The organism is Nocardia sp. NBC_00881 (assembly GCF_045207455.1).
Classification (GTDB): domain Bacteria; phylum Actinomycetota; class Actinomycetes; order Mycobacteriales; family Mycobacteriaceae; genus Nocardia.
The window spans coordinates 4,786,533-4,806,078 of sequence record NZ_CP108798.1 but is presented as its reverse complement, the minus strand read 5'-3'; the positions used below and the strand labels follow the sequence as shown (position 1 = coordinate 4,806,078).

Genomic DNA, 19,546 nt, shown 5'->3' with positions numbered 1-19,546 from the left:
GACGAAAAGAATGTCTATCTTCCTGAACAAGGATTCCAAGGTCATCGTCCAGGGCATCACGGGCGGCGAGGGCACCAAGCACACCGCGCTGATGCTGAAGGCCGGCACCCAGGTCGTCGGCGGTGTGAACGCGCGCAAGGCGGGCAGCACCGTCGCGCACACCGACAAGGACGGCAACGCGGTCGAGCTTCCGGTGTTCGGCACCGTCGCCGAGGCCATCGAGAAGACCGGCGCCGACGTGTCCATCGCGTTCGTGCCGCCGAAATTCGCCAAGGACGCCATCATCGAGGCCATCGACGCGGAGATCCCGCTCCTCGTGGTCATCACCGAAGGCATCCCGGTGCAGGACACCGCGTACGCGTGGGCCTACAACGTGGAGAAGGGCGCCAAGACCCGGATCATCGGTCCGAACTGTCCCGGCATCATCACCCCGGGCGAGTCGCTGGTCGGCATCACCCCGGCCAACATCACCGGCAAGGGCCCGATCGGCCTGGTCTCGAAGTCGGGCACGCTGACCTACCAGATGATGTACGAGCTGCGTGACTTCGGCTTCTCCACCTCGATCGGCATCGGCGGCGACCCGGTCATCGGCACCACCCACATCGACGCCATCGAGGCGTTCGAGAAGGACCCGGAGACCAAGCTGATCGTGATGATCGGCGAGATCGGCGGCGACGCCGAGGAGCGGGCCGCAGCCTACATCAAGGCCAACGTCACCAAGCCTGTCGTCGGCTACGTCGCGGGCTTCACCGCCCCCGAAGGCAAGACGATGGGCCATGCGGGCGCCATCGTTTCCGGTTCGTCGGGCACCGCCCAGGCGAAGAAGGACGCGTTGGAGGCCGCGGGCGTGAAGGTCGGCAAGACGCCGTCCGAGACCGCCGCGCTGGCTCGCGAGATCTTGGAGAAGGCCAGCATCAGCGCCTGATCCGCGAGACGAACGAAGGCCGCCTCCGAATTCGGGAGGCGGCCTTCGTCATGTGTGGCGGTGAGCTCGGCTCGGGCAGAAGCCGAGCTTCCTGACCAACCACGCGCGGCACTATTCGTCCGGGCTCGTCGGGAACCTCTGTCTTCTTCCTCCTTATCGACACGAGACAGGCCCCTAGGGGGTTCATCTCCGCGGGCGAGTGGAGCGGAGTCGAATGGCCGCAGGGATCGAGGAACGTCGCAGCCGCCATTTCGCTACCCTCGATTCATCCCACTCATCCATGCTCGACAGGCGCCTGGTCGCTCATTCCCCGGTATTGAGAAATCCGGCAGTGTGAAACGAGCCACCACGACCAGCGGATGGACCATCGCTACCGTCGCGCTCACCGCCGCCCGTTCACTCGGCGTGGGGACGGCCCCGCCGCGACGGACTCGGTCGCTCTGTCCTGTACCAGCAGCTCGGTGAGTGCTGCATGAGGACGACGCCGGTACCGACAGCGGCGAATCGCCCGATTACGACGGCGTCGGCGGGGAATGCGCTTGATGCGTCCAGCAGCACGCCTGAGCGAAGACTCGCCTGGAGCGTCACGGCTTCTCTCGTGTGCTTCGGCGTCCACCCGCAAACGGCTCGCGACCTGCCGAGCATGGGCAGATCCGGCCGTCCGGCCAGTCGGTCGAGGGTGACCTGAGCGAGGGAGTGCAGTAGCGTCAGAACAGAGAGATCCAGCCGTGAAGACCCTGTACGACTCGACCTAGGAGACGACGACATGTCATACCCGACCGGGGGCTCCGGGTACAACCAACCCGCGCCCTCAGCACCATCCACCCAAGGCCCCTCGGCGGGTGGTGCGAGTTCAGGTTCGAGCGCTACCGGTTCCCCCGATGCCAAAGGTCTGCCGTTCTTCCTGGCGGTCGGTGTAGCGGCGCTCGGCGTGATCAACTTCCTGCTCGGCTTTCTCCCGTTCCTCGGCAGCAAGCCGGTCGACTTCGGCGGCACCCGGGTGAGCAGCCCGGAGTCGGCGAAGTTGTTCGAGGTGGCGTCCGGCTCGCCACTGCTCGGACTGCTGCTGCTCGGCGGCCTGCTGGCGGGTCTGTCCCTGCTGCCGAAGCAGAGCTGGATCGGGGCGGCCGCGGCGGCATCGACCGCGGGCTTTTTCGCGCTCCTGTTCCAGTCCTTCAATTTCGGTGAGGGCACCGTGCTGAAGTGGGGCGCGTACGTCGTGCTCGTGCTCGCCTTCGCGCAGGCCGCGGTCGCGGTCGGCGCGCTGCTGTTCGAGGGGGGCATTCTGAAGGCACCCGCACCCCGCCCGGCCACCCCCAGCGGGTTCGGTCAGGGTGGCTACGGCCAGCAGCAGTTCGGTCAGGGCCAGCCGTCCTTCGGGCAGAGCCCGCCCAACCAGCCCGGCTACGGACAGAGCAGCCCCTATGGGCAGGCCGGCTTCGGTGGCCAGTCCGGCGCGCCGCAGTTTCCATCGCAGCCTTCGCCCTACGGGCAGAGCCAGCCGGGTCAGCCGACCTACGGTCAGGGGCAGCCGGCCCAGTCCTATGGTCAGCCGCAGTCACCCTACGGGCAGAGTCAGCCGACCACTGCCTACGGCGCCTCCCAGCCGAGTTCACCCTATGGCGCGCAGCCGCGCCCGGACGAGAGCTCGACCCAGCAGTTCGGTGGTCAGCAGCCCGGCCAGCAGTCGCCGTACGGTTCGCCGAGCTTCGGTCAGCAGCAGGGCCAGCAGGGCCAGCCGTTCGGCGGCGAGCAGGGTAGCGATCCGTCCTCCGACGCCACACAGGCATTTCGTCCTTCGGACGACAACAAGTAAGACAGCGGCACCTTCCTCGGCGCGGCGGCCGCACCCGGCGCGCCTGACTCGGTCGCGCCGGGGAAGCTGCCACGCTGAAAAGCCATGAGCTACCCCAGAAACTTCCCGGCGCGCCGTACGGGCAGGTCGCGGGCGCCGCAACCACGCCATGACGCGGACGAGACCGGGTTTCTGTCGCTTACCCCCGAACGAGCCAGGGTGCTCGTCTTGGTCGCCGGACGCCCCGCGACGTTCGCACTGATCACCATGATCATTCTCGCGCTCGGCGCACTACTGTCCGCAGGAAGCAATCTGGCGGGCACCTCGGGTGCGATCGCCGCCGGATGGCTGGGCATGCATCAGGTTCCGCTGGTGATCGGTAAGACCCCACTCCACCTCCTCCCACTGTTGCCCACCGCGCTGCTGGTCTGGCTTGCCGGCCGCGAATGCGCACGCGCCGTGGAATCGAACAGCACCAGGGCCGATCTCGGCTGGATCGTCGGCGCCGCGCTGGCCGGTCCGCTGCTGGTCACCGCGATATGTCTGGCGGTCGCCGAGGACGCTTCCGGTGTCATCGCGCTGCAACCGCCGAACACCCTCGCTGCGTTCGCTTGGGTGGGCGGGTTATATCTGCTCGCCGCCGTGGCAGGTATCGCGACCAGCATCCGGCGCCGGCTTTTCGTGCTGCTGAGCTTGCCCGACTGGGTCGTCTCGGGACTCTATGGCGCCGGCCGGTCCGTTTTTCGCCTGCTGGCGTGCGCCACCGCGGTCGTACTGGTGTCGTTCGTCGCCCATATCTCTCGGTTGGGCGATACCTATCAGTCGGCGGGTAACGCCGCGGGAGTGATCGGGCTGACCCTCCTCTCGCTGGCCTATCTGCCGAACCTCGCGGTCCAGACCGTCGGTGTGCTGGTCGGATCCAGCGCGCAGTTCGGCGTCGCCTCGTTCGGGGTGTTCTCTGTCGTGGGCGGCCCCATTCCGGCTGTGCCGCTGCTGGCTTCGGTGCCCACCGGCCCTGCGGCGGGGTGGTGGGTGGTGCTGTTGGTCGTCCCTGCGGCGATCGGGGTGCTCGGTGGGTTGGACTGTGCGCGCACCTCCACCGACCGCATCACCGCGCCTTGGGCCACCCTGACCTCGGCCGGGCTGGCCGCTTTCGCCTCGACGGTGCTCGGCGCCGTCGCGGGCGGTGAGCTCGGCGCGTTCGGTCGGGTAGGGCTCGACCTGCCGATCTTCGCGATGATCACTTTCGCATGGCTCGCCATCCCCGGATACGTGGGTTTGACGTTCGCTCGCTGGTATATCGATCCGGTCGGTGCGCCGCCCGTCGACTACACCGATCCGTACGACGACGACTACCACGACGAGGGCACGGACTACTACTTCGACGAGGAATACCACGACGACTACTACGACGACGTGGATCACCACGACGACCACGACGCCGACGACTACTACGACGACGAGTACGGTCACGACGGGCCTGAGCTGGAAGGTGAACTCGTGGACGAACAGCCCGCGATCGCGATCACTCGCGGGTATCACGCCGAAAACGCACCCGACATCGTCGACGCCGAGGTGGTCGAGGCGGACCTGCCGGACAGTGACCGGGTAGACGGTCGTTAGGCTCTAACCCGGCGGTGCCGCATCCCGTCCGCCATCCGATCGACCGCAGGAGTAGAGCGCTGACGCCTCAGCACGCCCCGTGGATGCCCGCAGCGGCCCCGGCGACCGTCGTCGTGCTCGCGTCGGGTACCGGCTCGCTGCTGCGCGCGCTCTTGGATGCCACCTCCACGGTCGACTATCCGGCAAAGGTCGTCGCGGTGGGCGTCGACCGCAGCTGCCCCGCCACCGGGTACGCCGACGCCGCGGGCGTGCCGCACTTCCGAGTGGCGTTGAAGGACTTTCCGGACCGCGCCGCGTGGGATGTCGCGCTCACCGACGCGGTCACCACCTATGACCCCGACCTCGTGGTGTCGGCAGGTTTCATGAAACTTCTCGGGCCCGCTTTCCTGGACCGGTTCGGCGGCCGAATCCTCAACACCCACCCCGCGCTGCTTCCCGCGTTCCCTGGCGCGCACGGGGTCCGCGACGCGCTGGCCTACGGGGTGCGGGTCACCGGCTCCACCGTCCATCTGGTCGACGCGGGTGTGGACACGGGGCCGATCCTCGCGCAAGAGGCGGTCGCGGTGCTGCCCGGTGACGACGAGGCCACCCTGCACGAACGCATCAAGGTTGTCGAGCGACGGTTGCTGGCGGAGGTTGTCGCCGCCGTCGCGACGCGAGGCATTGTCTCCGACGGACGAAAGGCAGTTATCCCAGATGAGCGAGTTCTCCGGTGAGTGAACGCAAGCCGATCGGCAGGGCGCTGGTGAGCGTCTACGACAAGACGGGTCTCATCGAGCTCGCGACCGGTCTGCACGCCGCGGGCATCGAGCTGGTCTCGACCGGGTCCACCGCGGGCAAGATCGCCGACGCGGGTATCCCGGTGACCAAGGTCGAGGACCTGACCGGATTCCCGGAGACCCTGGACGGTCGGGTCAAGACGCTGCACCCGCGGGTGCATGCGGGCATCCTGGCCGACTCACGCAAGCAGGAGCACGTCGACCAGCTGGTCGAACTCGGCGTCGAGGCGTTCCAGCTGGTGGTGGTGAACCTCTACCCGTTCAGCCAGACCGTGGCGAGCGGGGCGAGTCAGGACGAGTGCGTCGAGCAGATCGATATCGGCGGTCCGTCCATGCTGCGCGCCGCTGCGAAGAACCATCCCTCGGTGGCCGTGGTTGTCGACAGCGGCGACTACGACGACGTGCTGGCCGCGGTGAAGTCCGGCGGCTTCACCCTCGCCGAGCGAATGGCACTGGCAGCCAAGGCTTTTCAGCACACCGCGAGCTATGACGTGGCGGTTGCCGGCTGGATGACCACTGTGCTCGCCGTCGACGGCGAGCACGCCGACGCGGCGATCCAGTTTCCTGAGTGGCTCGGCGGCACCTGGGAGCAGTCGGCGGTACTGCGCTACGGCGAGAATCCGCACCAGGCCGCCGCGCTGTACACCAACGGCGATGGCAGCCTCGGGCTGGCGCAGGCACAGCAGTTGCACGGCAAGGATATGTCGTACAACAACTATGTCGACGCCGACGCGGCATGGCGTGCCGCGTTCGACCACGATGCTCCCACCGTCGCGATCATCAAGCACGCCAACCCCTGTGGGATCGCGCTCGGCGCCGACCTCGCCGAGGCGCACCGCAAGGCGCACGCTTGCGACCCGGTCAGCGCGTTCGGCGGTGTGATCGCCGCGAACCGCGAGGTCACCGTTGAGATGGCCGAGCAAGTCGCTGAGATCTTCACCGAAGTGATCGTCGCTCCGTCCTACGCCGATGGCGCCGTGGAAGTGTTGCAGCGCAAGAAGAACGTGCGCATCCTGGTCGCGCAGCCGCCGCGTCGCGGGGGCGCCGAACTGCGCCCGATCAGCGGAGGCGTGCTGCTGCAGCAGCGCGATGTACTCGACGCCATCGGCGACAACCCGGCCAACTGGACCCTGGCCGCGGGCGAGCCCGCCGATCCGGAAACCCTGGCTGATCTCGAATTCGCCTGGCGCGCTTGTCGTGCCGTGAAGTCCAACGCGATCCTGCTCGCCCACGACGGCGCATCCGTTGGCGTCGGCATGGGTCAGGTCAATCGAGTGGACGCGGTCGGCCTCGCGGTTCAGCGGGCAGGAGATCGCGCCAAGGGCTCGGTGGCCGCCTCCGACGCCTACTTCCCGTTCCCGGACGGCCCGCAAACCCTGATTCAGGCCGGCGTCCGCGCCATCGTCCAACCCGGCGGCTCCGTCCGCGACCAGGAGACAATCGACCTCGCCCGCGAAGCGGGCGTAACCCTCTACCTCACCGGCGCTCGCCACTTCGCCCACTGAGGTCGTCAGTCGACCAGAAACGCCGTGTCGGGCTACTGATCCGACACGGCGTTCGGTTTTCGTAGGGGTCGCCGCACTGTCCGCCCCGGTTTTCGCCGGATGCTACGGCGACCCCTGATCCGCGTAGCCGGACCGTGGGCTCATGAACTCCCATGTCGTCCGTTGTGCCGGTGTTGGCGGTCGACGTTTGTACGTTCGTGCCTACAGTTGGGCGACAGGTTGCCGGTCGCCGGCCCGAATGGCGGAGAACACCCGCTCGACCGCGTTCTTTTTCTCCCCGACCGGCGCGACGTAGTGGATCATGGCGCGGGCGGCGGCCTCGCCGGGCACCTGGTCGATCACCCCGGCGGCCAGGTACTGCGCAGGCAGCCACCGGCCGTGGCTTACTAGACTGCGCTGAGTACTGTCCGGTTGCCGAGCGGCGCTTTCAACTGCACCTCCAAGGTGCCGAAAACCGCTATCATCGTGCACATTCGGCCCACTGCGTCTGCGCGGGTGCCCGAGCGGAGTTCGATGGTCACTGTCGCATCGGTCTCGGTGACCGATGCGTCCACGCCGTAACACTCCGGCGCTCCTGTCTCGAAATTCACCGCGATCCGGTTGTCCGCCAACCTCGTCCATGATCTGAACGGGATCGGGTGCGGGCTGACGATCGTCGGGTCGGCAGTGAACCCGTTGCCCTGGTTGCCTTTCGGGTCCTCTATCGGCGTACTCGGTGCCGTGGCACTCGTGGTGCTCGTGTTCTGCTGTTTCCCCTCGTCGTTCGAGCCTCCGCAGCCCGCGGCGGTGAGACAGGCGAGCACTACGGCGACAGCTGCGACGGCGCGTCCGGCCGGGATCCGATCCATGCCCTCAACCCTAGTTGGCGTAGCTGTCCGTTCGGCGCGGGCTGCTGCCCATTCTGTGAGTCGGCTTCCTCGGCAGCGACGACAAGCCCCCCGGCGCTCGCGCATCGGGGGGCTTGCGTTTCCGTTGGTGTCGGAGCTGGTGCCTACCGGCTGGTGAACGGCAGGAGCGCCATCTCACGGGCGTTCTTCACCGCGATAGCGACCTGACGCTGCTGCTGCGGGGTGAGTCCGGTGACTCGGCGGCTGCGAATCTTGCCGCGGTCGGAGATGAACGTACGCAGCAGGTTCACGTCTTTGTAGTCGACCGTCTCGATACCCGCGGCGATGAGCGGGTTCTTCTTGGGACGGCGGGCCTGCTCGGCGCGAACCTTCTTAGACGGTGCTCGCTTTACTGCCATATGACGGGTTCCTTCTCACGAGATCAGTGGTTTGTTTACCAGCTCGATTTGTGCACACCGGGCAATTCGCCCCGGTGGGCCATCTCGCGCACACGCACACGGGAGAGTCCGAACTTCCTGAGATGACCGCGCGGTCGTCCGTCGGCGGCGTCCCGATTGCGCAATCTTACCGGACTGGCGTTTCGCGGCTGTCGTCGCAGTTCGGCCTGGGCGGCGGCGCGGCCGCTGTCCGATGTGCCCGGATTTCGTATGAGTTCCTTCAGTTCGGCGCGGCGTTCGGCGTAGCGTGCCACGATTGCCCTGCGCTGTTGGTCGCGCGCGATCTTCGACTTCTTGGCCATCTCAGCGCTCCTCACGGAAGTCGACGTGCTTGCGCACGACCGGGTCGTACTTGCGCAGCACCATGCGGTCCGGGTCGTTGCGGCGGTTCTTGCGGGTCACATAGGTATACCCGGTGCCCGCCGTCGACTTCAGCTTGACGATCGGGCGGATGTCGGTCGATTTCGACGCCATGGGAATGCTCCTCAGATCTTGTCGCCGCGCGCCCGGATTCGGGCAACTACAGCCTCGATTCCGTCCCGGTCGATGGTCTTGATGCCCTTGGCGGAGACCGTCAGAGTGATGCGACGGCCCTCGCTGGGCAGGTAGTAGGTCTTGCGCTGGACGTTCGGGTTCCAGCGCCGGCTTGTCCGCTTATGTGAGTGCGACACGGACTTGCCGAATCCGGGTTTGCGTCCGGTGACCTGGCAGTGGGCCGACATGCGGACTCCCTCCAGTAGATGACAATCATTTTCGACAACGGCTGTTCGACAATGTACCGTTGCTCAACAGCAAATGAAAATCGTTACCGAAAGGGGTTTCGGTGGATTCCGCCCTGCTCCCACCCGAGTCCGACCGGAGGACGCCTGTGGTGGTACTCGCCGGCTTCGCGGGACTCGCCGCGGACGGCGTGGATCACGCGGCCGCCGCGCTGCGCGAGACGGCGGGCACCGTCGTCGTACGGCACGATCTCGCCCAGCTGCGGGAAGGTGTCGTGCGCCGCACCGTGCGCACAACGACACAGGAGACCTCGGCCGTGCTCGAACTCGCGCACGGCTGCGTCTCCTGCACGCTGCGCATGGACCTGCTCCCACTGCTGTGCACGCTCGCCCAGCGCGACTCGGTCGACCGCATCGTGCTCGCGCTGGACCCCGCCTTCGAGGCGGAAGCCGTATGCCAGGCCATCGAGCAGGTAGTGGTCACCGGCGTGATCGGTCGCCTTGACGGTCCGGCCGGGCGAGACGTGCGCGTGCAGGCGGTACTCACCTGCCTGGACTCCGCCGCCTGGCTGGCCGATGCGATCGGTGACGAGACCCTCGCCGAGCGCGGTCTCGCGTACGCCGACGATGACCGGACGGTCGCGCAGCTGGCCGTCGGTCAGGTCGAGTTTGCCGATGTCGTGTTCGCTGTGGGCGCCGTGGACATGGCGGGCGGCGTGCAGGCGGATCGGGGCAAGCTCGCCGCGGTGCTGGCCCGCCTGGCGCCCGGTGCGCCGGTCGCCTGGGTGGACAATCCGAGCGAACTCACGCTCACTTGCGTCGAGACGCTGCTCGAGCGCGTCCCCGCCGACTCGCGGCGCGGCCGGGTCTTCGACGCGCATGCACCGCTCCTGCGCGGCCGACCGCCGTTGACCAGCGACTACGGTGTCGTGCTCATGGAATTCGCCGCCGGAAGGCCGTTCCACCCCGCCCGCCTGCACGAGGCACTGGACGTGCTGTTCGACGGCGTGGTGACCGCCCGCGGGCGGATCTGGCTGGCCACCCAGCCCGACGAGGTGGTGTGGCTGGAGTCCGCGGGCGGTGGCCTGCGAGTTGGCGGCGCGGGGCGCTGGCTGGCGGCCATGTCCGAGGACGAATTGGCCGAGGCGGATCCGGAGCGGAGGGCGATGGCCGCGATGCGCTGGGACGAGCGCTTCGGGGACCGGGACATCTCGCTGGCGATCCTGGTACACGACGCGGATCCTGCCGAGATCCGCGCGGCGCTGCACTGGGCGCTGGTGGAAGACGAGGAGCTGCGGCTGGTCGAGCGGGCGCCGGATCGGGTTGCCGAATGGGAGGACCCGTTCGGGGAGTGGCACGCCGACCCATGCGAGAGCGACGAGACGGCGGGCGTGCCTGTGGAAGACGGAAAGAGCTCGAGAGGAGAGGCGAAATGAAGAAGGGTATCCATCCGGAATATCACCCGGTGGTCTTCGAGGACGCGAGCACCGGAAAGCGGTTCCGCACTCGATCCACCGCCACCAGCGCGCGCACTGTGCAGTGGACCGACGGCAACACCCACCCATTGCTGACGGTGGATGTGACCGCCGACTCGCACCCGTTCTGGACCGGCGCCCACCGCGTGCTGGACGCCCAGGGTCGGGTGGAGAAGTTCGAGCGCAAGTACGGCAAGCGCGTCGCGCACAAAAGGGAGGTCTGACATGGCGGTTCCGAAGCGGAAGATGTCGCGGTCGAACACCCGCAGCCGCCGGGCGAACTGGAAGGCGACCCCTCCGGATCTGGTGCCGGTGACAGTCGGGGGCGTCGTGCGCCGAGTGCCGCGCAGGCTGGTCGCTGCCGTGCGGCGCGGCCTGATCTGACGCTGTGTTTGTTCTGCAGCGCCTGCGGCGCTGCGTGGTCTCGGCCCCCTGATGGCTCGCGTCCGAGCGGCCGACGCCGGCGACTTCGTCGTGGACGCGTCGGCCGCTCGGACGCGAGCCGGGCCGCGAAATGCCGTAGGTGCCGAACGAGTCGGTCGATGGTCGATGGACCGAACCGGCGACAGCGCGAATCTGAGAAAAAGTTTGTGGCCGCGACGCACCGAGATGGCAATCTGGTGGCTACCGATGTGACGTATGCCATATGGCAACATGGCGTATGAAGTGATTGCGGCAAGATAGCTGGTGGATGGAATACCTACTGAGAGTTCGTTTTTGTAGGCGGAAAAGTCCTGCGGAAGTGATGCATTCGTGGCCTGACACCGGTACCCTCATGCGGGAGGGCGGGTTCTCCTGGCCCCCAGGAGAACCCGCTCATCGCCAAAGCTTCCGGCTTCTCGCCGATTACGATCTTCCGATTCCTTTCTCCTGCAGTCGGTTGCGTATTCACGGCAGTTCTCTCTGTGCGGCGGTCAGTTCTTCGAGGTCAGCTCCGTGGGCACGCTGCTGTCGCTCGGGGCGTACCGATTGTCGCCACCGTGACCCGGGAAACCGGGCAAGTGTGGCAACAGTGCCTCCAGCCGAGCCAACTGCTCACCGACCAGCGCAGCGGGCCCCTCGATCAGGGACAGCGGCCACGGCCAATCCCGCCCGTTGCACCGCTCCACCCGGTCGGCGAGCTCGGCCGTCGTAGCCTCCAGTTCGCTGATCTCGGTACGTAATTCGCCGATCTGCGTTCGCATTTCGGCGGACTCGCTCTCCAACTGCTCGATCCGAATCAGCGCCGCGGCCAGCCCCTCCACCAGAGTGCGATGGCGGCCGTTCGCTTCGGTGCCGAGCTGCGGCCACCCGGACAGGTCGGGCCCGCGCAGCTGAATCTGGATGTCGCGCAGCACTGCCTCTTGTTCCGGCGTCACCTACGGGTCCTCCTGTCCACCGAATGCTCGAAATGCCGTGCGCCCGCGATCATCCGCCTCGGCCGCGGTCCGCAACCCATCAGGCAGGGTCGGGCCGCCACCGAACAGATTCCGCACCACGGAGTCGAACCCGCCGCGGCCCCTAGGCATTCGGCGGCGCGGTCAGACCGAAACGCATGACTCCCACTGTAAGTCGGCCGACCGGCGGATTCCCGGACATCGTGGAACCGGGGTCGACTGGACGGCATCCGATGTGGACTCCAGGGTCCGTTCCCTGTGAATCCGCCGGTCCAGGTCGGCCGCAGCGCGGAATAAGGTCGGCTTCAGCGTGATTCGGCCGATCAAGCGTATCCGCGTCAGCGCACGAGTCGTGCGCCTTCACGTCAGCGCACGGGCTCCAGGCTCGGTCGCGAGCGCTTCGACGCAGTCGCGAACTCGCGGCGGTCCGGAGCGATCAGGACCGCGGAGATCGGCACCGCCAGCGCCAGCAAGCCGATGACGAACATCGGGAATACGAAGTCGAACAACTCCACACCCGAAGGCACATTCGCCGACCGGTCCACATCGAAATGCAGTGCGGCAAGTGCGGTGTAGTACGTCGCGGCCACGCCGACTCCGAATAGCAGCAAGGTGACGGTCCGGGCCAGCGGGAGGCGCAGTGCCTGGAAGGACCACAACGTCGCCGTCGCGGTGATCACCGCGATCACGGCCGAGATGGTGGCCAGCCACATCGTCACGCCGACCGAACCCTGGATCTCGATCGAGCCGATACCGAGGTAGTGCGTCAGTCCGATGCCGAGGCCCAGTACCAGGCCGCCGGGAAACAGCAGCGGAAGGCGCAGGCTGCGTCCAATGATCAGCAGCGTCGCGAACACCGTGACAATCGAGACCACCATGGCGGCGACCAACCTGCCCGAGTCGTAACGAATCGCGCTACCAGGAACTTTCAGGCCGAGCATGGCTACCGACGTGGCGAGCCACACCCCGACCCCACCGAGCGACACCGCCGCGGAGGCCAGCCACACCAGCCGGAACTGCGCCGAGCGCGCAGCGTGCGCAACGCATGCGAGCCCAACCAACGCGCCGAGCAGTGAGATTCCCAACGACAGCACGACCAGCCAGTAGCCCATGGCGAACTGGTCGACGGCCGGGCTCGCGTCGGTGGCTGTGGCCAGCACCGCGACCTCATGCATGCCGGGCAGTTCCTTCCAGTTCGCCCGATTTGAGCTGGGCGATCGCGTACTCGGTGACCGCCGCCAGCGACTGGCGCACCTCGAGCGCGTTGCGCGCATCGATATCCACGATCGGCACGCCCTCGCGCACCGAAAGCGCCTCGCGCAGTTCGGCGATGGGAAAGCGCGGCGCGTCGGGGAACCGGTTGACCGCGATCAGGAACGGCAGCTTGCGGGCTTCGAAGAAGTCGACCGCGGCGAAGCTGTCTTCCAGCCGCCTGGTGTCGATCAGCACCACGGCGCCGATCGCACCGCGGATCAGGTCGTCCCACATAAACCAGAAACGCCGCTGACCAGGGGTGCCGAACAGATAGAGCACCAGGTTGCCAGGCAGGATGATCCGGCCGAAATCCATCGCGACCGTCGTGGTTTCCTTCTCCGGCGTATCGGCGAGATCGTCGATACCGTCGGAGAAGCGAGTCACCATCGCCTCGGTGCGCAGCGGAACTATCTCCGACACGGCACCGACGAATGTGGTCTTCCCCGCGCCGAAGCCGCCCGCGACAACGATCTTCGTCGAAGCGACCCGGTTATCGACGCCGTCCGGCCCCGAGGTGCCGCCCGGTCCGGAATTCCCACTTGGCCCGGGATTTCCACTGGGCCCCAGATTCTTATAGGGCGCGGAGTCCACGCAATGTCCTCTCCATTAGGGAACGACGCTCGTCATAACTCGCCTCGTCGGTCAGGGTCGAATGGACGCGCACGGTGCCGTCGACGACGAGATCGCCGATCACCACCCGAACCATGCCGAGGGGCCGGTCGAGATGCGCCGCGATCTCGGCGACCGACAGTTGGTGCGCGCCGAGTCGCAGTATTTCAGTTCGGATGTCACCGGTCGGCCAGTCGAGATGTGCAGTGTACGACAGGGTTTCGATCACCGCCTCGAGCGGCAGGGCGACCGCCGGTTCGGTACGCCCTGAGGTCAGGGCATAGGGCCGGACGCGCGTGGTTGGTCGTGGTCCGGGTCCGTATGGGTTGGACATCACACTCAGACAGCAGTACGGGCGGTGGCGGTGACCACCGAGCCCACCCGATCGACCAACAGTGCCATCTCGTAGCCGATGCGGCCGATGTCGTGTGATTTGTTGGCCAGCACGGCCAGGTGCGAGCCGTTGCCGACGCTCATCACCAGCAGGTAGCCGCGTTGCATCTCCACGATCGACTGCATCACCTTGCCGCCGTCGAACAAGGAGGCCGCGCCCATGGAGAGGCTGGCGAGTCCCGCGGTGACGGCGGCGAGCTGCTCGGCTCGGTCGCTGGGTAAATTCGGGCTGGTGGCCTGCAATAAGCCGTCCGCTGACACCAGCACCGCGTGGGACACACCGGGCACGTCCCGGGTGAAGCGGGCGACCAGCCAATTCAGATTCTCGTCCGTGGTGCTGTTGTTCGCGTTGGTCATGCGAGCCCTCCGTCGTTGTACTGCGCATTGGCCCGCCCGCTGCGGACCCCACTCAGATGCCTGGTCAAGTTGGTGCGAATTTCTTCGGGATCACGAGGCGCGGCTTCGTCTGTCGGTGCCAGGCCACCGGGCACCAACTGGGCGCCCGGCCTGCGAATCGGCAGGCCGCCGACGGTGCGCGCCGACGTCGTCGGGTGGCTGGCATCCTCGGCGGCCAGCCAGCCCGCGTCACCAGGCGAGGACCACGTGCTGTCCGACGATTGCGAAGTAGAGGGCTCGACCAGCCATTCCGAGACCATGCGCTGGTAGATCGGGGTCGGCGACGCGCCGGCGACCGGCTGCAGCCGGGGGGAGGTGACCGTCGCGGGTTCTGGTGTCCCGTCTGGCGGCGCGTCGTCGGGTGGGGTGGTCGGCTTCCGGATCGGAAGGCCGGACCGGGCGGTGGTCTGGGGTGCGGCGGTTTCCCTCGGCACCGTCGGGTTCGGGCCCGTGATTTCGTCGCTGTCGTCGACCTCGGACCACATATCTGTGCGCGTGGATTTCTGCTTCCCACCGCCGGACTGCTCATTCGCGGCGGGCGCCGGCGGGCCGATCGGCGCACGGTCGCCCTCCGCGCGGGGCGTGATCACCGGCCACGGCTGGGTGGAAGGCTGATCCGCCGGGTCTTCGTTGCGGCCGATCGGCGCGGAGACCGTGGGCTGGTCGGGTCCGTCGGCGACGCGAACGACCGGTCGGCGCTGCGGCAAGCCGGAACTCGTCACACCGAACCGCGCTGTGTCGCGCTGCGGCAGGCTCGGTACCGGCACCAGGTTCCGCTGCGCCGCGGGTGGTGGGGCGAGCGGGGGAAGCTGATGCTCGACGGTGAGGTCGAGCGGCTTGCCTGCCGGGTCGGTGGCGTCCATCGGCGGCGCGACCAGAGCGCCGGGCAGATGGACGCTGGCGGTGATGCCGGGCTGCTGCGCCATTGTCGAGGTGCGCCGCAGGCTGACCGTGATGGTATGCCGCTTGGCCAGTCGGCCGACGACGAACAGACCCATGCGGCGCGCGGTTTCGACGGTGACCTCACCACCGGAGGCGAGCCGGTCATTGGTCGTCTGTAGGTCCTCCAGCGACATGCCGAGGCCGCGGTCGGTGATCTCGATCAGGTAGCCGCCGTCCACCGCGCGCGACACGGTTACCGTGACCGGCGTAGTCGGCGGGGAGTAGCGCAGCGCGTTGTCGATCAGCTCGGCGAGCAGGTGCTCGATGTCCACCGCGGGCTCGCCCGCGACGATGCCGTCGGGCACCGCGCCGATCTCGGCTCGCTGGTAGTCCTCGACCTGAGAGACCGCGCTCCACAGCATGTCCGACAGCGGCACCGGGTGCAGCAGACCTCGGCGCAGCGCGGTACCCGCCAGCACGAGCAGGTTGTCGCCGTTGCGGCGCATGCGGGTGGCCAGGTGGTCGAGGCGGAACAGGCTCTGCAACCGGTCGGTGTCGTCCTCGTCGTGCTCGAGGTCCTCGATCAGCGCCAACTGCTGCTCCACGAGAGATTGGCTGCGGCGGGAGAGGGTTTCGAACATGTTGCCGATCTGCAGACGCATGCGGGCCTGGTCGGCGGCGAGGTTGAGGGCCTGCTCATGGATCTCGTCGACGGCACGGGCCAGCTGGCCGATTTCGTCGGTCGTGTGCACCCCGACCGGGGTGATCTCCGGGGTGGTGCCGCCCGCGCGCACCACGGCGAGCTCGTCGGGCAGCTTGACATGTGCGACCTCGAGCGCGTCGCGGCGCAGGCGGCGGACCGGGACGACCAGGGTGCGCGCTACGGAGAGAGCCAACGCAAGGCCCGCGAGGAGCATGCCGATGACGATCGTCGTCTCGCGCAGCGCGCCGGTCTGCGCCTCGATGGTGCGTGCGGCCAGTGCCTTGTCGATGGTGTCGATCAGCTGCGCCGTGGTCTTCTCGTAGGTGTCCGAACTGACCAGAAGCGAGTCGAGCACAGCGGGGTTGGTCGCCGGATCGGCGACGTTCTGGCTGAACGTGCCGAGGCGGGTTTGCACCGCGTCGAGCAGCGGGCGCATGTTGCCCGCGTAATCCGGCAGGATCTGCGCGTACTGGTAGATCATGGTGATCTCGGCGCCCGCGGCGACCAGCACGCGTGGCCGCACGCTCGGGTTACGGCCCGCGTCGGGCGAGCCGATCAGCATGCGCTGCTGGGTGAGCACGCGGCGCGCGGTCTGCACCGACGCCAACTGCTGGAAGTATCGCTGGATGACCAGGTCGTCCACGGACGGGGAAAGCGCGAGCGCGTTGCCGATCCGCACCATGATCTCGTCGGCCTGCTCGCCGACCATCGCAGGCGAGCCGTTGCGCAGACTGTTGCGCATGGTTGTGCCGGTCGCGACGGCAGAGGCGAGTTCCGAGGTGACCCGGCCGGTGGCCTTGGTGGCGTGCAACGCGGACTCCAGGTCGGCCAGCGCCTGGTCGAACTTCGTCAGTGCGGCGTCGGTCTGCGGGTCGGCGGTGTTGCCCCACGTGGCGGTCGCGATGACGCCGAGTTGTTCGGTGGCCGAACCGAACTTGATGATCGGACGGATGATGATGGCTTGTTCGGTGGCCGCGTCGAGCTGCGCCATGGTACGCAGTTCGTTGTTGATTCGGAGTACGGCGAAGACGGTGGCCAAGAGCACGGGAAGCACCAGTACCACGCCGACCTTGCGGGTGACCGACCAGTTCGACAGGCTGAATTGCCAGGACCCCGGTGCAGCTTCCATCCGCTTCCGTCGCCTCCGCTTCGCGAGTGACCTCGGTTGCGCGTGGCTGTTCAGTATTGATTCAACCCGCAAAGAACCAACTAGAGGTCTTCTTTTTACCGCACGGAACATACCGTGCACAGTGATCATCGGCAATCTGGGGGATCCGGTCCGCAAATTACCGAATATGGCTATAGAGAACATGATTCGCATCGGAATGCGATAGGGACGCGTCAACATCTCGGTGCCGCCTGGAAGTCGCTGGTCACCGAGGCCGGCCGACGTGACGCGCCGAAGGCCGCTCGCCGAGGACGCGCCGCGGCGTGTCATTGATGACCCTCTCAGTTACCTCTCAGTCGGTGCGGTCAAACTGGTGGCATGCGCATTCTGGTAGTCGACGACGATCGCGCCGTCCGGGAATCGCTGCGGCGGTCGCTCACCTTCAACGGCTACTCCGTCGATCTCGCGGTGGATGGCGTGGACGCGCTGGAGAAAGCAACCATCCAGCGACCGGATGCGCTCGTGTTGGATGTGATGATGCCTCGGCTGGACGGGCTCGAAGTCTGCCGGCGCCTGCGCAGCACGGGTGATGATCTCCCGATACTGGTTCTGACGGCGCGTGATTCGGTGTCCGAGCGGGTTGCCGGACTCGATGCCGGGGCCGACGACTATTTGCCGAAGCCCTTCGCGCTGGAGGAATTGCTGGCGCGTCTGCGTGCTTTGCTGCGACGTACCACCGTCGATCCGGGTGATGTCTCGGAGGCAATGAAGTTCGCCGATCTGTCGCTGGATCCGGTGACACGCGAGGTGTCCCGCGGCGCCCGCCAGATTAGTCTCACCCGTACCGAGTTCTCGCTGTTGGAAATGCTGATGGCGAACCCGCGCCGGGTGCTCACCCGCAGCCGCATCCTCGAGGAAGTGTGGGGCTACGACTTCCCGACCTCCGGAAACGCGCTAGAGGTGTACATCGGCTACCTGCGCCGCAAGACCGAGTCCGAGGGCGAATCGCGGCTTATCCACACCGTGCGCGGCGTCGGCTACGTGCTACGGGAAACACCCCCGTAGGCCGCCGGTTATGGCACGAACAGTTCCCAAACACCCTGTGGTCGCCGCGCTCGGCCAGCGACCGCCCGAGCCCTCCGACATGCGGCCGCCGATGCCGCTGACCCGCTCGATCTCGCTGCGCTGGCGGGTCACCCTGCTCGCCGCCTCCGTCGTGGCGATCGCGGTGGCGGTGACCTCGATCGCGGCCTACGCCTTGGTGGCGCGAGCGTTGTACGCCGACGTTGACGCCCAGCTGCGTAACCGGGCCAGCGCCGTGATCGCCAGTAACCCGTACGGATTCAATATCCAGAATCTGATGGTCGCCACAGCTTTCTATAACGACACCGGCATCGCACTGATCTTTCCCGACCTCAAGCCGTATTCGCCGCCGCAATCGACCGATCCGCCGGTGGGCTCGCAGGAACTCGCGGTGGCCCACGGCGAGGCGAGTTCGTCGCTGCGGACGGTCGGCAACCAGCGCGTGCTGGCTGTCCGGACCAACCTCGGTGCGACGTTGGTTATCTCCCAGCGGCTGGATCCGACCCGGGAGGTGCTCGACCGGCTCGCCTGGTTGCTTTTCGTGGTCGGCGGTTGCGGTGTCGTGTTGGCCGCCGCGGCAGGCACTGCCGTCGGCCGCACCGGATTGCGCCCGATCGGACGGTTGACCGCGGCGACCGAGCGGGTCGCGCGAACTGACGATCTCACGCCGATCCCGGTGACCGGAGATGACGAACTCGCCCGACTCACCGAGAGTTTCAACACCATGTTGCGCGCATTGACCGAGTCGCGCGATCGGCAGCGCAGGCTGGTCGCCGATGCGGGGCACGAATTGCGTACGCCGCTGACGTCATTGCGTACGAATATGGAGCTGCTCATCGCAGCGGGTCGTCCGGGCGCGCCTCGAATACCGGACGAGGATATGGCCGGATTGCGCTCGGATGTCATCGCCCAGATCGAAGAGTTGTCGACGCTGGTGGGAGACCTGGTCGACCTCGCTCGCGAAGACGCGCCGGAAACCGTCTTCGAGCGCGTGGATCTCGGGGAGGTGGTGGAGCGCGCACTGGAGCGCGCCCGGCGCCGTCGGACCGGAATCGAGTTCGTCGCGGAACTGCGCCCATGGTTCGTCTATGGGCACGATGCCGGTCTGGAGCGCGCGGTGCTCAACGTCCTCGACAACGCGGCGAAGTGGAACCCCATCGGTGCGCCGGTCCGCGTCGGTATGCGCGAGACCGGTCCGGGTCTGCTCGAGTTGACCATCGATGACGCCGGTCCCGGAATTCCCTCGGGGGAGCGTGAGTTGGTGTTCGAGCGTTTCTATCGGACCACGTCGTCGCGGTCGCTACCGGGTTCCGGTCTCGGCTTGGCGATCGTAAAGCAGGTGGTGACAAAACACGGCGGCACGATTGCTATCGATACCTCGGATCGCGGTGGCACATTGGTCCGGATCGTGCTGCCGGGCGAGGCCGGGGCACCCGCGTCCGAGTGACGAAGGCGAATCGCGTCAGGCGGTCTGCACGAGCCCGTCGCGGCGGAACGGCAGTGTCGAGGGTGGCCAATTTCTACCGCAATGAGTCAGGTCGGGCATTCAATATTTACCGAAAGTAAGATATTTCAGGGATCGACCCGAGATTTGCTTTCGCCACGCGGTGTCGCCATATCGCCGAGGCGGGGAACG

The 19,546-nt window shown here is 67.1% G+C and carries 22 protein-coding genes; 10 read left to right on the top strand and 12 right to left on the bottom strand.

Going from position 1 to position 19,546, the window contains the following annotated elements:
• The first annotated feature begins 10 nt into the window (after positions 1-10).
• From sucD to purH, 5 genes are all read left to right on the top strand, one after another.
• The gene (sucD, locus tag OH799_RS20280) at positions 11-925 is read left to right on the top strand and encodes a succinate--CoA ligase subunit alpha (protein ID WP_357270759.1); all 915 of its coding nucleotides are present in this window, start codon (positions 11-13) and stop codon (positions 923-925) included.
• Positions 926-1,691: 766 nt separating this feature from the next.
• Complete coding sequence (locus OH799_RS20275) at positions 1,692-2,741, top strand: DUF5336 domain-containing protein (protein WP_406266376.1); 1,050 nt, start codon at positions 1,692-1,694, stop codon at positions 2,739-2,741.
• Between the two features lie 84 nt (positions 2,742-2,825).
• Positions 2,826-4,343, top strand: a complete 1,518-nt coding sequence (locus OH799_RS20270; RefSeq protein WP_406266374.1) for a DUF6350 family protein — start codon at positions 2,826-2,828, stop codon at positions 4,341-4,343.
• Positions 4,344-4,426: 83 nt separating this feature from the next.
• Positions 4,427-5,059 carry a phosphoribosylglycinamide formyltransferase gene (gene purN, locus OH799_RS20265; protein ID WP_406266371.1) on the top strand — a complete coding sequence of 211 codons (633 nt, stop codon included), beginning with the start codon at positions 4,427-4,429 and terminating at the stop codon, positions 5,057-5,059.
• Complete coding sequence (gene purH, locus OH799_RS20260; RefSeq protein ID WP_406266368.1) at positions 5,056-6,627, top strand: bifunctional phosphoribosylaminoimidazolecarboxamide formyltransferase/IMP cyclohydrolase; 1,572 nt, start codon at positions 5,056-5,058, stop codon at positions 6,625-6,627. Before purN ends, purH begins: the two co-directional genes overlap by 4 nt.
• A gap of 201 nt (positions 6,628-6,828) precedes the next feature.
• Here the strand turns inward: purH and OH799_RS20255 are convergent, their stop codons facing one another.
• The 6 genes from OH799_RS20255 to rpmB form a co-directional block, all read right to left on the bottom strand.
• Positions 6,829-6,969: a hypothetical protein gene (locus tag OH799_RS20255; RefSeq protein WP_406266365.1), complete on the bottom strand. Its 141-nt coding sequence runs from the start codon at positions 6,967-6,969 to the stop codon at positions 6,829-6,831.
• Positions 6,970-7,013: 44 nt separating this feature from the next.
• Positions 7,014-7,475: a hypothetical protein gene (locus OH799_RS20250; protein ID WP_406266362.1), complete on the bottom strand. Its 462-nt coding sequence runs from the start codon at positions 7,473-7,475 to the stop codon at positions 7,014-7,016.
• A 143-nt stretch (positions 7,476-7,618) separates the two neighbouring features.
• A complete protein-coding gene (gene rpsR, locus OH799_RS20245) occupies positions 7,619-7,873 on the bottom strand; it encodes a 30S ribosomal protein S18 (protein ID WP_024802192.1) in 255 nt (84 codons plus the stop codon).
• A gap of 35 nt (positions 7,874-7,908) precedes the next feature.
• A complete protein-coding gene (rpsN, locus tag OH799_RS20240) occupies positions 7,909-8,214 on the bottom strand; it encodes a 30S ribosomal protein S14 (protein WP_357270781.1) in 306 nt (101 codons plus the stop codon).
• Position 8,215: 1 nt separating this feature from the next.
• Positions 8,216-8,386 carry a 50S ribosomal protein L33 gene (gene rpmG / locus OH799_RS20235; protein ID WP_195094943.1) on the bottom strand — a complete coding sequence of 57 codons (171 nt, stop codon included), beginning with the start codon at positions 8,384-8,386 and terminating at the stop codon, positions 8,216-8,218.
• Between the two features lie 11 nt (positions 8,387-8,397).
• Positions 8,398-8,634 (bottom strand): 50S ribosomal protein L28, encoded by a 237-nt coding sequence (gene rpmB / locus OH799_RS20230; protein WP_067474136.1) that lies wholly within the window; start codon positions 8,632-8,634, stop codon positions 8,398-8,400.
• Between the two features lie 101 nt (positions 8,635-8,735).
• On the opposite strand from rpmB, the gene mrf reads away from it, so the two are divergent.
• Genes mrf through rpmF form a run of 3 tightly spaced genes read left to right on the top strand, consistent with a single transcriptional unit; the run spans position 8,736 to position 10,490 of the window.
• Positions 8,736-10,067 carry a ribosome hibernation factor-recruiting GTPase MRF gene (gene mrf, locus OH799_RS20225; RefSeq protein WP_406266356.1) on the top strand — a complete coding sequence of 444 codons (1,332 nt, stop codon included), beginning with the start codon at positions 8,736-8,738 and terminating at the stop codon, positions 10,065-10,067.
• Complete coding sequence (locus OH799_RS20220; RefSeq protein WP_406266353.1) at positions 10,064-10,330, top strand: type B 50S ribosomal protein L31; 267 nt, start codon at positions 10,064-10,066, stop codon at positions 10,328-10,330. Before mrf ends, OH799_RS20220 begins: the two co-directional genes overlap by 4 nt.
• A gap of 1 nt (position 10,331) precedes the next feature.
• A complete protein-coding gene (rpmF, locus tag OH799_RS20215) occupies positions 10,332-10,490 on the top strand; it encodes a 50S ribosomal protein L32 (protein ID WP_406266350.1) in 159 nt (52 codons plus the stop codon).
• A gap of 530 nt (positions 10,491-11,020) precedes the next feature.
• Here rpmF and OH799_RS20210 read toward each other — a convergent pair.
• The 6 genes from OH799_RS20210 to OH799_RS20185 form a co-directional block, all read right to left on the bottom strand.
• Complete coding sequence (locus OH799_RS20210) at positions 11,021-11,464, bottom strand: hypothetical protein (protein ID WP_406266348.1); 444 nt, start codon at positions 11,462-11,464, stop codon at positions 11,021-11,023.
• 383 nt (positions 11,465-11,847) lie between these two features.
• Positions 11,848-12,657, bottom strand: coding sequence for an MHYT domain-containing protein (locus OH799_RS20205; protein ID WP_406266345.1), 810 nt, complete (start codon positions 12,655-12,657; stop codon positions 11,848-11,850).
• A complete protein-coding gene (locus OH799_RS20200; protein WP_357270899.1) occupies positions 12,650-13,207 on the bottom strand; it encodes an ATP/GTP-binding protein in 558 nt (185 codons plus the stop codon). The genes OH799_RS20205 and OH799_RS20200 overlap by 8 nt, the downstream gene beginning before the upstream one ends.
• Before the next feature lie 100 nt (positions 13,208-13,307).
• Entirely contained in the window at positions 13,308-13,679 is a 372-nt protein-coding gene (locus tag OH799_RS20195) for a DUF742 domain-containing protein (RefSeq protein ID WP_406266342.1), read from the bottom strand.
• Between the two features lie 5 nt (positions 13,680-13,684).
• Complete coding sequence (locus OH799_RS20190) at positions 13,685-14,095, bottom strand: roadblock/LC7 domain-containing protein (RefSeq protein WP_327110218.1); 411 nt, start codon at positions 14,093-14,095, stop codon at positions 13,685-13,687.
• Positions 14,092-16,848: an ATP-binding protein gene (locus OH799_RS20185; RefSeq protein WP_406266339.1), complete on the bottom strand. Its 2,757-nt coding sequence runs from the start codon at positions 16,846-16,848 to the stop codon at positions 14,092-14,094. The genes OH799_RS20190 and OH799_RS20185 overlap by 4 nt, the downstream gene beginning before the upstream one ends.
• 357 nt (positions 16,849-17,205) lie before the next feature.
• Between OH799_RS20185 and OH799_RS20180 the strand changes: the two genes are divergently transcribed.
• On the top strand, positions 17,206-17,892 hold the full coding sequence (locus OH799_RS20180) for a response regulator transcription factor (protein ID WP_357270808.1): 687 nt from the start codon (positions 17,206-17,208) through the stop codon (positions 17,890-17,892).
• 10 nt (positions 17,893-17,902) lie between these two features.
• Entirely contained in the window at positions 17,903-19,357 is a 1,455-nt protein-coding gene (locus OH799_RS20175; RefSeq protein WP_406266334.1) for an ATP-binding protein, read from the top strand.
• Positions 19,358-19,546: the final 189 nt, after the last annotated feature.